Annotated in this window: 12 protein-coding genes; 6 read left to right on the forward strand and 6 right to left on the reverse strand. The window is 66.0% G+C overall.

Annotated features, from left to right (window positions below):
• Positions 1–2: 2 nt before the first annotated feature.
• Genes hpnD through hpnA form a run of 4 tightly spaced genes read right to left on the reverse strand, consistent with a single transcriptional unit; the run spans position 3 to position 3,941 of the window.
• Entirely contained in the window at positions 3–869 is an 867-nt protein-coding gene (gene hpnD / locus F9929_RS05490; RefSeq protein WP_152045536.1) for a presqualene diphosphate synthase HpnD, read from the reverse strand.
• The gene (gene hpnC / locus F9929_RS05495) at positions 866–1,759 is read right to left on the reverse strand and encodes a squalene synthase HpnC (protein WP_152045537.1); all 894 of its coding nucleotides are present in this window, start codon (positions 1,757–1,759) and stop codon (positions 866–868) included. The genes hpnD and hpnC overlap by 4 nt, the downstream gene beginning before the upstream one ends.
• Positions 1,756–2,919, reverse strand: coding sequence for a glycosyltransferase (locus tag F9929_RS05500; protein WP_152045538.1), 1,164 nt, complete (start codon positions 2,917–2,919; stop codon positions 1,756–1,758). Before F9929_RS05500 ends, hpnC begins: the two co-directional genes overlap by 4 nt.
• The gene (gene hpnA, locus F9929_RS05505; RefSeq protein WP_152045781.1) at positions 2,916–3,941 is read right to left on the reverse strand and encodes a hopanoid-associated sugar epimerase; all 1,026 of its coding nucleotides are present in this window, start codon (positions 3,939–3,941) and stop codon (positions 2,916–2,918) included. The genes F9929_RS05500 and hpnA overlap by 4 nt, the downstream gene beginning before the upstream one ends.
• A gap of 393 nt (positions 3,942–4,334) precedes the next feature.
• On the opposite strand from hpnA, the gene urtA reads away from it, so the two are divergent.
• The 6 genes from urtA (at position 4,335) to F9929_RS05535 (ending at position 10,494) form a co-directional block, all read left to right on the forward strand.
• Positions 4,335–5,594 (forward strand): urea ABC transporter substrate-binding protein, encoded by a 1,260-nt coding sequence (gene urtA / locus F9929_RS05510; RefSeq protein ID WP_407922208.1) that lies wholly within the window; start codon positions 4,335–4,337, stop codon positions 5,592–5,594.
• Positions 5,595–5,673: 79 nt separating this feature from the next.
• Positions 5,674–7,296: an urea ABC transporter permease subunit UrtB gene (gene urtB, locus F9929_RS05515; protein ID WP_152045540.1), complete on the forward strand. Its 1,623-nt coding sequence runs from the start codon at positions 5,674–5,676 to the stop codon at positions 7,294–7,296.
• Positions 7,293–8,453 (forward strand): urea ABC transporter permease subunit UrtC, encoded by a 1,161-nt coding sequence (gene urtC / locus F9929_RS05520; RefSeq protein ID WP_152045541.1) that lies wholly within the window; start codon positions 7,293–7,295, stop codon positions 8,451–8,453. Before urtB ends, urtC begins: the two co-directional genes overlap by 4 nt.
• On the forward strand, positions 8,450–9,286 hold the full coding sequence (urtD, locus tag F9929_RS05525) for an urea ABC transporter ATP-binding protein UrtD (RefSeq protein WP_152045542.1): 837 nt from the start codon (positions 8,450–8,452) through the stop codon (positions 9,284–9,286). The genes urtC and urtD overlap by 4 nt, the downstream gene beginning before the upstream one ends.
• Positions 9,287–9,290: 4 nt before the next feature.
• Complete coding sequence (gene urtE / locus F9929_RS05530; protein WP_152045543.1) at positions 9,291–9,986, forward strand: urea ABC transporter ATP-binding subunit UrtE; 696 nt, start codon at positions 9,291–9,293, stop codon at positions 9,984–9,986.
• A 46-nt stretch (positions 9,987–10,032) separates the two neighbouring features.
• On the forward strand, positions 10,033–10,494 hold the full coding sequence (locus tag F9929_RS05535) for a Fur family transcriptional regulator (protein ID WP_152045544.1): 462 nt from the start codon (positions 10,033–10,035) through the stop codon (positions 10,492–10,494).
• 2 nt (positions 10,495–10,496) lie between these two features.
• Here the strand turns inward: F9929_RS05535 and betC are convergent, their stop codons facing one another.
• Entirely contained in the window at positions 10,497–12,011 is a 1,515-nt protein-coding gene (gene betC, locus F9929_RS05540; RefSeq protein WP_152045545.1) for a choline-sulfatase, read from the reverse strand.
• A gap of 128 nt (positions 12,012–12,139) precedes the next feature.
• On the reverse strand, positions 12,140–13,414 hold the full coding sequence (locus F9929_RS05545; protein ID WP_152045546.1) for a PQQ-dependent sugar dehydrogenase: 1,275 nt from the start codon (positions 13,412–13,414) through the stop codon (positions 12,140–12,142).
• Positions 13,415–13,477: the final 63 nt, after the last annotated feature.

Raw genomic sequence — 13,477 nt, forward strand, 5'->3', positions numbered from 1 at the left:
CGTCAAAGAAATCCGAAGCGCAGAACCGCGCCCATGATGTCGCGCTTGCGCTTGGCGATGCGCTCGCGCGGCGGGGCCCAGCCCCGCTGAAGGAGACGCTCCAGCAGCGGGCGATAGGCGGCGGCCATCAGGCGCGGCGCGCGCACGCATTCGCGGGGGGAGGCATTCATGATGCGATCGGCCTCAGTGAAATGGGCTTGCGCCGCTCGCGCGAGCGGCGCGCAGGCGGCGGTCAGGCGGGGATCGGCGAGCATGGCATGGTCGGAAAGGCCGCCGAGGCCGGCGTCTTCGAGAGCCTCGCGCGGAAGGTATCGCCGACCGAGGCCCGCATCCTCGTCCACGTCGCGCAGGATGTTGGTGAGTTGCAGCGCGCGGCCGAGATGATGGGCGAGGGCGATGCCGGGTTCTTCCGTCAGACCGAAGACGCGCACCGACAAGCGTCCCGGCGCGCTCGCCACGCGGTCGCAGTAAAGGTCGAGCCCGGCAGCGTCGAGATCGGCGGTTCGGCCGTCGACATCCATGGCCATGCCGTCGATCAGGGCCTCGAAGTCCTCGCGCTTCAGGCCGAAGCGCCCGATCGCGCGGTGAAGGGGACCGAGCGAAGCGCGGGGCGGATGGCCGGAATAAAGATCGGCGATGGCCTCGCGCCAGCCGTCCAGCCGCCGGAGCCGGTCGGGCGCGGAGCCGCCTTCGTCCGCCACGTCGTCCACCGCGCGGCAGAAGGCGTAGACGGCATACATGGCGTTGCGCTGTTCGCGCGGCAGGATGCGCAGGCCCAGATAAAAGGAACTGCCGACGGGCGGAAGCTCCTCCACCCGTTCCTCGCCGACCGGCGGCAGAACGACATCTCGCGCGGCTTGCAGGCTCATGTCGGCGACCCTGCACCCCGGCCGCTGCCGTTTCCGCTTCGCCTGCGAGCGCTGCCGCGCGTCGCGATCAGCGACGAGATCATGGCGCGGGCGGAAACCAGCGCGGCTTCGGCCTTGCGCAGATGCACCCGCTCGCTCAACGGATCGCGCGCGGCGAGCCTTGTCACCAGCACCTCGGCGAGGCGCTGGATGGCGGCGATCTCCATCCGCAACCGTCGATCCTGCACGCTCGGCGCGAGGGACGCGCTCTTGGCGAGGAGGAGGGACGTGCGCTCGCCGAGTTCGCTGAGAGTCTCACGCAAGGCGGGCGTCGCGGCAGCACGGGTGAGGTCCTCGACACCCGACCCGTGCGAGGCCAGCATGTCGAGCGGCAGATAAACGCGGTCGAGCGCTCGGTGGTCCTTGGCGCAGTCCTGCATGTGGTTGATGACCTGAAGCGCCGCGCAAAGCGCGTCCGAGGCCTCCCAGGTCGAATTCTGTTCGCCATGGACGTCGAGCACGAAGCGGCCGACCGGCGCGGCGGACACCGCGCAATAGTCCATGAGGTCGTTCCAGTCGCGATAGCGCGACTTCTCGACATCGAGACGGAAGGCCGTCAGGAGATCGCAGGGATGGCGCGCGGAAAGACGGCGTTCGGTGAGGACGGCGCGCAGGGGAACGGCATGGGGGGCGTCGGCTTCGCCGAAGAGCGTCGCTTCCATCTCGTCCAGGCGGCGCAGCTTCTCGGCGGGTTCGAGAAGGCCGTCGTCGGCGATGTCGTCGGAAGCGCGGGCGAAGCGGTAGAAGGCGAGGATCGCGGGGCGATGGCGCGCGGAAACGAGCCGCGACGCGACGGGGAAGTTCTCGCCGCGATGCGTTCTCGTGAACCGCTTGGCCCCAGCCGACGTCATGAACGCGCCGCCTTGTTCAAACCCGCCTGCACCCGTCCCTTCCAAGCTCCGCCATGACCGCGCCAATGCTGTAGCGCCGAAGAGAGCGTGAAGAACAGATAGGCGAGGGCAATTAACGGCATCAGCGGCGCTGTCCACAGTCCGGTGCGGTAGAATCGCACCATCGGCAGGAAGGACAGCACCATCGCGCCGAAGGCGAGAAAGCCGACGAGTCTGGTCGCGCCATGACCGGCAAGCGCCGCGACGGGCGGCACCAGAAAGACCAGCGACAGGCCGAGAACCGCGCCGAGAAGGCGCCAGGGCGAATAGCGCAGTTCGGTATAGGCCGACCGGGACACCATCTCAGCGATGTCGCCAAAATGGGGATATTCACGCAAGGAATGAACCTCGTCGGTGAGCCCGAGCCAGACCGGGCCTTGACGTTTCATCAAGGCGCCGAGTGCGCAATCGTCGATCAGCGAGCCGCGAATGGCGGCGATGCCGCCGGCATTTTCCAACGCTTGTCGGTCCACCAGCATCGAGCCGCCGGCGGCGGCCCCACATGCGTTCTGCGGATCGCGAACCCAGGCGAAGGGATAGAGCATCCGGAAGAAATAAACGAAGGCCGGCACGAGGAAGCGTTCGGCCAAGCTTTCGGCCCGCAGCTTCACCATCAGCGATACGAGAACGGCGTTTGTTGTTTCCCGCTGCGCTACGAGGCGGCCGAGGACGCCCGGCGAGTAAGCGATATCGGCGTCGGTGAAGAGCAGGAGGTCGGGCGGCGTCTCCTGCCTTGCCGCAAAGCTCAAGCCCTGATTCATCGCCCAGAGCTTTCCCGTCCAGCCCGGCGGCAGGGGATCGCCGGACAGGACGGAGAGGCGATGCTTGACGCCCGCCGCTTCCGCCGCGCGTTTTGCCGCCTCGGCCGTGCCGTCGTCGCTAGCATCGTCCACCAGAAGAACGTGGAACGGTCCGTCATGGTCTTGCGCGAGAAGCGAGGGAAGCGTTCGGCCAATCACGTCCGCTTCGTTCCGGGCTGGAACCACCGCCAGAACCGACGGCGCGGCGGCACGCGTCGCGCTTTTTGCCGGGAGCATGTCGGGCGACAAGCGCCAGAAGTTGCCGCGCGCGGCGAGAAGATAGACCCAGACGAGAAGCGACAGGCAGGCGAGCCAGATCATCCGATCATCCCGGCCTGACGGAACCAGGATAAGGCGTCGGCAATCGCTTCACTATAAGGGCGGCTCGTATAGCCGAGCTCGCGCCTCGCCTTGGCGTCGTCGAAGAACATGCGGTAGCGCGCCATGCGTAAGGCGTCGAAGGACACGAAAGGGGGCTTACCCGTCACGCGCGCCCAACCTTCCGCAAGCGCGGCGAGCGGCATCACCGCGCCGACCGGCAAGCGCACCGTCGGGGGCTTGCGGCCGAGCTGCCGGGCGATCTCGGCTAGCATGTCGGACAAGGCCACATCCTCGCCTCCCAGGATGTAGCGTTCGCCGATCCGCCCGCGACGCAGCGCCAGGAGATGGCCTTCAGCGACATCGTCCACATGGGCGAGGTTGAGGCCGGTATCCACGAAGGCCGGCATTCGGCCGCTTGCTGCTTCCACGATGACCCGGCCGGTCGGCGTCGGCTTCACGTCGCGCGGGCCGATCGGCGTCGACGGGTTGACGATCACGACCGGCAGACCCCTGCCTGCGAAATCACGCACCACCTCTTCCGCCAGCACTTTCGAGCGCTTGTAGGCGCCGATGGCGTTTTCGACGGAAAGTCCGTCCGTTTCCGTGGAGCGGCGGCCGGCTTCGCGCGGTGGGGCGAGAACGGCGACGCTGCTCGTATAAACCACGCGCTGGACGCCTTCCTCCAGCGCGGCCTGCATCAAAAGGCGCGTGCCCTCGACATTGGAGCGATAAAGCTCGGACGGCTCCTTCGCCCAAAGGCGATAATCCGCCGCGGCATGAACCAGATAGCGCGCGCCCCGGATGGCTTGCGCCAAGGACGCGGCATCGGTGAGGTCGCCGGTGACGGTTTGGAGGCCTTCCACGTCGAGATTGGTGCGCGGGCTCGTGCCGCGCACCAGGGCACGCACCGCAAAACCCTCGCGCGCGAAGGTGCGGGCGATGGCCGAGCCAAGAAAACCGCTCGCGCCGGTCACGAGAACCGTGCCCGCCGCGCTTGGGGCAAGGTCGGCCTCTTCACGAATGATCGTCTCGGTTTCCAGAACTCGCCGCCTTCGCTTGGCCACGGGTCGGCGGCGATCCTCTCGCCCCGGTCGGCCCGCTCGCCTTCATGCAACCGCGTGGATGTAACACCTGGATGCACACTTGACCAATGTCGGCACCGTTTGCCGGCTCCATCCATCCTTCCACCAGCCTCGGACCAACGATGGCTAAAATGTCATCACGCAATCCGCGTCTGCTATATTCTACGGCAGTTTTTGGATGCCATCCTCGAAAGAGTGCGGTTCTGCAGTTGGCACGAGGCTTGCTCTAAGCTTTTCGAAGGGGCGTCCGGGGGTGGGCGCCCGTCGCGGAGATCGAGGGACATGGCTCAAATGAACGGATGGATGCGTGGACTCATCGCCGCATCGGCGCTGATGGCGTCGGTCGGAGGTGCTTACGCTCAGGACTCGGGCGAAACGATCAAGGTTGGTGTCCTGCACTCGCTGTCAGGAACGATGGCGATCTCGGAAACGACCCTGAAGGACGTCATGCTGATGCTCATCGAGGAGCAGAACAAGAAAGGCGGCCTTCTCGGCAAGAAGCTTGAGGCCGTGGTGGTCGATCCGGCCTCCGACTGGCCGCTTTTCGCCGAGCGTGCGCGGGGCCTGATCTCGCAGGACAAGGTTGCCGCCGTGTTCGGCTGCTGGACCTCCGTGTCGCGCAAATCCGTTCTGCCGGTCTTCAAGGAACTGGACTCGATCCTGTTCTATCCCGTCCAGTACGAGGGCGAAGAATCTGAGCGCAACGTCTTCTATACGGGCGCGGCCCCGAACCAGCAGGCCATTCCCGCCGTCGATTACCTGATGAAGGAAGGCGTCGAGCGCTGGGTGCTGGAAGGCACCGACTACGTTTATCCGCGCACCACCAACAAGATCCTCGAGGCCTATCTGAAGGCCAAGGGCGTCGCGGCGGAGGATATCAAGGTCAACTATACGCCCTTCGGCTTTTCCGACTGGCAGACCGAGGTTTCTGCCATCAAGGAGTTCGGCTCGGCCGGCAAGAAGACGGCCGTGGTCTCCACCGTCAACGGCGACGCCAACGTGCCCTTCTACAAGGAACTGGGCAACCAGGGCGTTTCGGCCGGCGACATTCCGGTGGTCGCCTTCTCGGTCGGCGAGGAGGAACTGGCCGGCATCGACACGAAGCCCCTCGTCGGCCATCTCGCCGCCTGGAACTACTTCCAGTCCGTCGACAACCCGGCGAACGATGAGTTCATCGCCAAGTGGCGCGCCTTCACCAAGAACGACAAGCGCGTCACCAACGACCCGATGGAAGCCCATTACATCGGCTTCAATATGTGGGTGAAGGCCGTTGAAGCGGCTGGCACCACCGATCCGGACAAGGTGATCGACGCGATGGTCGGCGTGTCCGTGCCGAACCTCACCGGCGGTTATTCGTCGATGGGCGCGAACCACCACATCACCAAGCCGGTACTGATCGGCGAGATTCAGGAAGACGGCCAGTTCGAGGTGGTCGACCAGACGCCGGGCCTCGTTCTGGGCGACGAATGGTCGGACTTCCTGCCGGAGTCCAAGCCCCTGATCTCCGATTGGCGCGCGCCCATGTCCTGCGGCAACTTCAACACCGCGACGGGCAAGTGCGGCGGTGCGACCACGACGGCCGCCGCCAACTGACGGCACCCGTCCCAAAGCGCCTTCCTCCTCTCCCATGACGGGAGAGGAGGTTCGTTTTCACGCGAAGACCTCAAATCCCATGACGATTTCACGGCTCGGGCGGCTCCTCGTCGCCCTTCTCGGCCTCTTGTGGCTGGTCGCACCGACCCTTGCGCAAGGTCCCGATCCGCGCGCCATCATCGCCGAGTTCGGCGGCAAGAAGAGCTTCGATGAGACGGAAGCCACCGTGAAGTCGCTGGCCGCGACGGGCGATCCGAACGCCGCGAACGCGCTGCGCGCGCTCGGCGACGGCGAACTCTATTACCGCAAGGCCGACCAGTCGGTGCTGATCGCGCGGGGGGCCGGCGCAGAGCTTCAGGCCTTCGACGCCTTGAGCGGCGAACCCGCCGGCACCGAGCCGAAGGCGGGGCTCGAAAAGGTGAAGATCAAGAATTCCATCCGCAAGACCATCGCGGACGCACTGGGCAGCCTGACCCTGTCCTCGCCCGATCCCGCGCGCCGGCTGGCTTCCGCGACCGGGCTCTTTTCCGGCGCGACGCCCGAGCAGATCGAGATGCTGGATGCGGCGATCGCGAAGGAAGGCGACAAGGCGATCCGGCAGCGTCTTGAAGAAGCACGCGCGAACGCCGTCCTGAAATCCGACCGTCCGACCGCCGACAAGATCCAGGCCGTCGAGACGGTCGCGGCGCGGGGCGACCGGCCGGCGCTCGTTGCCCTGTCGACTCTTACATCCTCGCCGGACGAGGTGCTGGCGAAAGCGGCTCGCGCGAGGGCGGGCACCATCGAGCGCGAGATCGCCTTCTGGGGGCAGGCGCAGAACATCTGGTACGGGCTGTCGCTCGGCTCCGTCCTGCTTCTCGCCGCCATCGGCCTTGCCATCACCTTCGGCGTCATGGGCGTCATCAACATGGCCCATGGCGAGATGATCATGCTCGGCGCCTATACTACCTTCGTGGTGCAGGAAGCGATCCGCACCCACGCGCCGCACCTCTTCGACTGGTCGCTCGCGATTGCCCTGCCGCTCGCCTTTCTCGTCTCGGGCTTTGTGGGCCTCGTGATCGAGCGCGGGCTGATCCGCTTCCTTTACGGCCGGCCGCTGGAAACGCTGCTCGCGACCTATGGCGTGTCGCTCGTTCTCCAGCAGGCCGTGCGCCTGTGGTTCGGGCCGACGAACCGGGAGGTCGGCAATCCGTCCTGGATGTCCGGCGCTTTCGATCTCGGCCTGATGTCCGTCACCTGGAACCGCGTCTGGATTCTGGCCTTCGCGCTGGCTGTCTTCGCCGGCCTCCTGTTCGCGCTGAATCGCACCTCCATGGGCCTCAAGATGCGCGCGGTGACGCAGAACCGGCGCATGGCAGCGGCGATGGGTATCCGCACGCCCTGGGTCGACGCGCTGACCTTCGCGCTCGGCTCCGGCATCGCGGGCGTCGCGGGCGTCGCGCTCAGCCAGATCGACAACGTGTCGCCCGATCTGGGTGGAGGCTACATCATCGACAGTTTCATGGTCGTGGTCTTCGGCGGCGTCGGCAATCTCTGGGGCACGCTGGTCGGCGCGATGAGCCTCGGCGTCCTCAACAAGTTCATCGAGCCCTATGCCGGGGCGGTGATCGGCAAGATCGTCGTTCTCGTTCTCATCATCCTCTTCATCCAGAAGCGCCCGCGCGGCCTCTTCGCCCTCAAGGGAAGGTTCGTGGACGCATGATCTTCGCTCGCTTTCTGGGCCTTCGCGTTTGGTGGATCGTTCTCGCGATCCTTGGCGTCGCGGTTCTGGTGCCGCTCGCCAACACGCAGCTTTCGCCGAGCCATCCACTGCATGTGCCGGACTACGCCGTGCCGCTTCTCGGCAAATATCTCAGCTATGCGCTTCTGGCGCTGAGCCTCGATCTCGTCTGGGGCTATGTCGGCATTCTGTCGCTCGGCCACGGCGCGTTCTTCGCACTCGGCGGCTACGCGATGGGAATGTATCTGATGCGCCAGATCGGGGCGCGCGGCGTCTACGCCAATCCGGTCCTGCCGGACTTCATGGTGTTCCTGAACTGGAAGGAACTGCCTTGGTTCTGGCAGGGCTTCGACCATTTCGGCTTCGCCGCGCTGATGGCGCTGGCAGTGCCCGGTCTTCTCGCGTTCGTGTTCGGCTATTTCGCCTTCCGTTCACGCGTCACCGGCGTCTACCTGTCGATCATCACGCAGGCCATGACCTATGCGCTGCTTCTCGCCTTCTTTCAGAACGACATGGGCTTTGGCGGCAATAACGGCCTCACCGACTTCAAGGATATCCTCGGCGCACCCATCGCGGCCGGCTCGACGAGGCTCGGCCTGTTCGTCGCGACGTGCGTGGCGCTCGCCCTCGGCGTCGTGGTGATCGGCGCGATCACGCGCTCCAAGCTCGGGCTTCTGATGGTGGCGGTGCGCGACGCCGAAAGCCGCACGCGCTTTCTCGGCTGGCGCTCGGAGCATGTGAAGCTCTTCGCCTTCACCGTCTCCGCCATGATGGCGGGAATCGCCGGCGCGCTCTACGTGCCGCAGGTCGGCATCATCAATCCGGGCGAGTTCGCGCCGGTCAATTCCATCGAGGTCGTCGTGTGGACGGCGGTCGGCGGGCGCGGAACGCTGCTTGGCCCCATCGTCGGCGCGCTGCTCGTCAATTCCGGCAAGAGCGTCTTCACCGCCGCCGCGCCGGAATACTGGCTCTTCGTGCTCGGCGGTCTCTTCATCTTCACGACCCTCTTCCTGCCGAAGGGCATCGTTGGAACGATCGGTTCGGGCTTTTCCGGCTGGCGCGAGCGGCGTCGGTCGCGGGATGCCGAAAAGGGTGTCGGCACCTTGCCGGCGGCGAGCGTCGGGAGCCCGGCCGAATGAGCGCGACACCCACAACCACATTCGTCTCGCCGCATCCCTATGCGACGCTCCGCGCGGCCGAGGAGGCCGAGCGCGGCGAGGCTATCTCGCCACGGCGCGAAACGCTTCTTTACCTCAACGGCGTGTCCAAGAGCTTCGACGGCTTCAAGGCGATCAACAATCTGAGCCTCGTCCTGCAACGGGGCGAGATGCGCGCCATCATCGGCCCGAACGGCGCCGGCAAGACCACGATGATGGACATCATCACCGGCAAGACGCGGCCCGATACCGGCGAGGTCTTCTTCGGCGGCGAGACCGACCTGACGCGCCACGACGAGGCGGACATCGCCTCGATGGGCATCGGCCGCAAGTTCCAGAAGCCGACCGTCTTCGAAAGCCATAGCGTGGAGGATAATCTGCGCCTTGCCATCGCCGGGAGCCGGGGCGTCTTCTCCGCGCTGTTCCATCGGCGCGACATGGCCGAGCGGGCGCGGCGCGAGGAAATCTTGGAGACGGTACGCCTTTCGGCCAAGCGGAACACCCGCGCCGCCGACCTTTCCCACGGCCAGAAGCAATGGCTGGAGATCGGGATGCTGCTCGCGCAGGACCCCCAGCTTCTTCTCGTGGACGAGCCCGTCGCCGGCATGACGGATGCCGAAACCGAGGAAACCGCCCGGCTCCTGCGCGAGATCGCGCAAACGCGCTCGGTGGTGGTGGTCGAGCACGACATGCATTTCGTGCGCGCCCTCGGCGTCAAGGTCACGTGTCTCCACGAAGGGTCGGTCCTGTCGGAAGGCACGCTCGACCACGTTTCCGCCGACCCGAAGGTGGTCGAAGTCTATCTCGGGCGATGATGCGATGCTGAGCGTTTCCAACGTCGATCTGTTCTACGGCGCGGCGCAGGCTTTGCGCGGCGTCTCGCTGGAGGCGAGACAAGGCGAGATCACCTGCGTCCTCGGGCGCAACGGCGTCGGCAAGACCAGCCTGATGCGCGCGGTCGTCGGGCAGCAGCCGATCCGGGGCGGCAAGATTGCGCTGGATGGCGAGGTCTTGGGCCGCGAAGCGCCCTATGCGCGTGCCCGGCGCGGCATCGGCTTCGTGCCGCAGGGGCGGGAGGTCTTTCCGCTTCTGACCGTGAAGGAGAATCTTCAGACCGGCTTTGCGCCCTTGAAGGCCGCCGAGCGAACGATCCCGCCCCATGTCTTCGAGATGTTTCCGGTGCTGAAGACCATGCTCGGCCGGCGCGGGGGCGACCTCTCCGGCGGTCAGCAGCAGCAGCTCGCCATCGGCCGTGCCCTCGTCACGCGCCCGCGCCTCCTCGTCTTGGACGAGCCGACGGAAGGCATCCAGCCCTCGATCATCAAGGATATCGGCCGCGCCATCCGAACCTTGCGCGACGAGGCCGGGCTCGCGATCCTCCTTGTCGAGCAATATCTCGATTTCTGCCGCGAACTCGCCGACCGCGTCTACATCATGGACCGGGGCGAGGTGGTGTTCTCAGGGCTCGCCGAAGACCTCGACCGGCCGGAGGTGCGAAAGCATCTGACGGTGTGACGGCGAGGCATTTGCGCGGACGCGAAAAAGTGCCATCTATCCGGTCATGGCAGCCGGCACGCACAGCGCTCACCTCCACGACCACGAGGGTCATTCGCACGAGGCGGCCAGCGCCTCGCTGACGAAGAACCAGAAGCTTGTGCTCGGTGTTCTGGAACGGGCTGGCGCGCCGCTCGGCGCTTATCCGATTCTGGACGAACTCCGCAGCGAAGGCCTGCGCGCGCCGCTTCAGGTTTATCGGGCGCTCGACAAGCTTCTGGAAGCGGGGCTCGTCCACCGGCTGGAAAGCCTCAACGCCTTCGTCGCCTGCGTCCATCCGAACTGCCACGCCTCGGCTTCCGCGATGGTCTTCGCCATCTGCGAGCGGTGCGGGAGGACGGAAGAGTTTCCGGACGAGGCCGTTGGCACGCGGCTGTCCGCCTGGGCCCGCGACAACCGCTTCACGGTCGCCAAGACCACGGTGGAGATCAAAGGCATCTGCGCCGCCTGCGCGGATGCCGCCGACTGAGCCTATTCGTTTCGCGGAAAACGCTGCGTTTCTTCCAGGACGTTCAGGTCCATGTGGTTGCGCATGTAGCGCTCGGAGGCCTTCTGCAGCGGCTGGTGGTCCCAGGGGTAGTAAGCGCCGTTGCGAAGCGCCGCGTAAGTCACGTGCCGCATCGCCTGACTTTGCCGCACCGCGCGGTCGAAGGCGGGGAGATCCCAGCGCTTGTCCGTTTCGGCATGAAGCCGGGCCAGCGTATCGGCATGGGCGGGATCGTCGGCGAGGTTGCGAAGCTCGTGCGGGTCTTCTTCGAGATCGAAGAGAAGCGGCGGGTCGAGTTCGCAACGCACGTATTTGAACCGTCCCTCCCGCAGAGCCACCATCGGCGCTTCCGAGCCTTCCGCGGCATATTCCATCGGCACGGGCTCGCGCGTTCGACCTTCAGCGACCGGAACGAGCGACACGCCGTCCGTCCAGGGCGCGACCTCGGCCATGCCGATGCCGGCGAGGTCGGTCAGCGTCGGCGCGATGTCGAGCGTCGAAACGGGCGTTCGCACGAGGCCGGGGGGAAGCGCGGGCGCGGCAATCATCAGGGGCACGCGGGCCGATGCCTCGAAGAAGTTCATCTTGAACCAGAGGCCGCGCTCGCCCAGCATGTCGCCGTGATCGGAGGTGAAGACGACGACCGTGTCGTCGCTCAGCCGGCATGCGTCGAGAATGGCGAGGATTTCGCCGATCTTCTCGTCCACATAGGAGATGTTGGCGAAATAAGCGCGGCGCGAGCGCGCCACCATGTCCGGCGTGATGGTGTAGTCCTGATCATTGCAGGCGCGCATGAGGCGCTGCGAATGCGGGTCCTGCGCTTCGAAGGCGATCCGCCCGACTTCCGGCTGGAGCGCCGGGCAGTTCTCGTAGAGGTCCCAGAATCTGCGGCGCGCCACATAAGGGTCGTGCGGATGGGTGAAGGAAACGGCGAGGCAGAAGGGCCGGTCCTCCTCCTGCCGCCGCGCGAAGTCGTAGAGCTTGGCCCCTGCGAAATGCGCCACCTCGTCGTCGAATTCGAGCTGGTTGGTGATCTCCGCCACGCCGGCCCCCGTCACCGAGCCGAGATTGTGATACCACCAGTCGATCCGCTCCCCCGGCTTGCCGTAGTCCGGGGTCCAGCCGAAATCGGCCGGGTAGACGTCGGTGGTCAGGCGTTCCTCGAAGCCGTGAAGCTGGTCCGGCCCGACGAAATGCATCTTGCCCGACAGCGCCGTGCGATAGCCGGCGCGCCTCAGGTGATGCGCGAAGGTCGGGATGGCGGACGGAAACTCGGCGGCGTTGTCGTAGACGCCGGTGCGGGAGGGAAGCTGGCCGGTCATGAACGAGGCCCGCGCCGGGGCGCAGAGCGGGCTTGCGGTGTAGCAGTTGCGGAACCGGGCCGAGCGCGCGGCGAGCCGCTTCAAGTTCGGCGCATGGAGGAAATCCGCCGGCCCGTCGGGAAACAGGGTTCCGGCCAATTGGTCGACCATGAAGACGAGGATGTTCGGACGGCGCATCGATCGGCAATCGCTGAAGCTTCCGACGGCGAACCGCCGCCATCGTCCGCGAAGGATTAGATCGTCGCCGCCCGAGACACAAACCGCCATTGCGCCGGCGGATGGCGCAATGGCGAACCTTTGCCCGCCTACTTCCTGGCGCTGACGCGCCAGATCGTGTCGGCGGCGTCGTCCGTCACGAGAAGCGAGCCATCGGCCATCTGTTCGATGCCGGTCGGCCGGCCATGCACTTCCGCCTTGCCCGCATCGGCGATGAAGCCGGTCATGAACTCCTTCGGCTGGCCCACCGGCTTGCCGCCCTCGAAGGGCACGAAGAGCACCTTGTAGCCGGCGAAGTCGCCACGGTTCCAGGAACCGTGCTGCGCCACGAAAGCGCCCTTGCGCCAGCCCTCGGGGTAGGTCTCGCCGCGATAAAAGCGCACGCTCATCGAAGCGGTATGGGCGCCCATCGCGTAGTCCGGCGTCAGCGCCTTCTCCACGAGGTCCTTGCCCTGGCCTTCGAGGCGCGGATCGAGGTTCTTGCCCCAGTAGCTGAAAGGCCAGCCATAGAAGGCGTCGTCCTTGACGCTGGTGATGTAGTCGGGAACGAGATCGTCGCCGATCTTGTCGCGCTCGTTCACGGCCGTCCACATCAGGCCGGTTTCGGGCTCGAAGTCGATGCCGATCGGGTTGCGCAGGCCCGATGCGAAGATGCGCTGATTCTTGCCGTCGAGACCGATCTCGTGGATCGCCGCGCGGCCTTTCTCCTCGTCCATGCCGTACTCGCCGACATTGCTGGCGGAGCCGACCGAGACGAGAAGCTTCTCGCCGTCCGGCGAGGCGACGACGTTGCGCGTCCAGTGGTTGTTGTAGCCGCCGGCCGGAAGATCCATGATCTTCTCGCCCTTCGCCTCGATCTTCGTGTCCCCCGGCTTGAACGGATAGCGCATCAGCGCGTCGGTGTTGGCGACGTAGAGGCTGCCGCGATGGGCGAGAATGCCGAAGGGCTGTTGCAAGCCGGACAGGAGCACGAAGCGCTCTTCGGCGACGCCGTCCTTGTTCGCGTCTCTGAGGACCGTCACCCGGTTGGCGCTCGGCCCCTTGCCGCGATCCTCCGATAAGGCGTCGCCCGTCGTACGCGCTTCCGAAACGAGGACATCGCCGTTTTCGAGGATGTGCATCCAGCGCGGATAATCGAGGCCGGTGGCGAAGGCGTTCACCTCGAAGCCCTCCGGCACGGTCGGCTTGCCGCCGTCACGCCACCCGACGACCTTGGAGCGCTTTTCCGCCGTGTGGCTGGTATCGGGCGCGGGCAAGACGGGGTCCGCGCCGAAACCCGGAGCCTGCGTCGCCGTTTGCGCCCCGGCCGCGAAGGGCGCGACGATCGTCGCAACGGTGGCAAGCAGAATGATGCGGCTTTTCATGGAGGCTTTTCCCGTTACCCGAAGAGGATTTGGGCAGCGCAGATAAAGGCGACTGAGCTGACG

The organism is Aureimonas psammosilenae (genome assembly GCF_009176975.1).
GTDB lineage: Bacteria > Pseudomonadota > Alphaproteobacteria > Rhizobiales > Rhizobiaceae > Plantimonas > Plantimonas psammosilenae.

Excerpts from the sequence above, each read along its gene's own strand:
- hpnD (WP_152045536.1), bottom strand. The coding sequence starts at position 869 with ATGAGCCTGCAAGCCGCGCGAGATGTCGTTCTGCCGCCGGTCGGCGAG.
- hpnC (WP_152045537.1), bottom strand. The coding sequence starts at position 1,759 with ATGACGTCGGCTGGGGCCAAGCGGTTCACGAGAACGCATCGCGGCGAG.
- F9929_RS05500 (WP_152045538.1), bottom strand. The coding sequence starts at position 2,919 with ATGATCTGGCTCGCCTGCCTGTCGCTTCTCGTCTGGGTCTATCTTCTC.
- urtA (WP_407922208.1), top strand. The coding sequence starts at position 4,335 with ATGGCGTCGGTCGGAGGTGCTTACGCTCAGGACTCGGGCGAAACGATC.
- urtB (WP_152045540.1), top strand. The coding sequence starts at position 5,674 with ATGACGATTTCACGGCTCGGGCGGCTCCTCGTCGCCCTTCTCGGCCTC.
- urtC (WP_152045541.1), top strand. The coding sequence starts at position 7,293 with ATGATCTTCGCTCGCTTTCTGGGCCTTCGCGTTTGGTGGATCGTTCTC.
- urtD (WP_152045542.1), top strand. The coding sequence starts at position 8,450 with ATGAGCGCGACACCCACAACCACATTCGTCTCGCCGCATCCCTATGCG.
- urtE (WP_152045543.1), top strand. The coding sequence starts at position 9,291 with ATGCTGAGCGTTTCCAACGTCGATCTGTTCTACGGCGCGGCGCAGGCT.
- F9929_RS05535 (WP_152045544.1), top strand. The coding sequence starts at position 10,033 with ATGGCAGCCGGCACGCACAGCGCTCACCTCCACGACCACGAGGGTCAT.
- betC (WP_152045545.1), bottom strand. The coding sequence starts at position 12,011 with ATGCGCCGTCCGAACATCCTCGTCTTCATGGTCGACCAATTGGCCGGA.
- F9929_RS05545 (WP_152045546.1), bottom strand. The coding sequence starts at position 13,414 with ATGAAAAGCCGCATCATTCTGCTTGCCACCGTTGCGACGATCGTCGCG.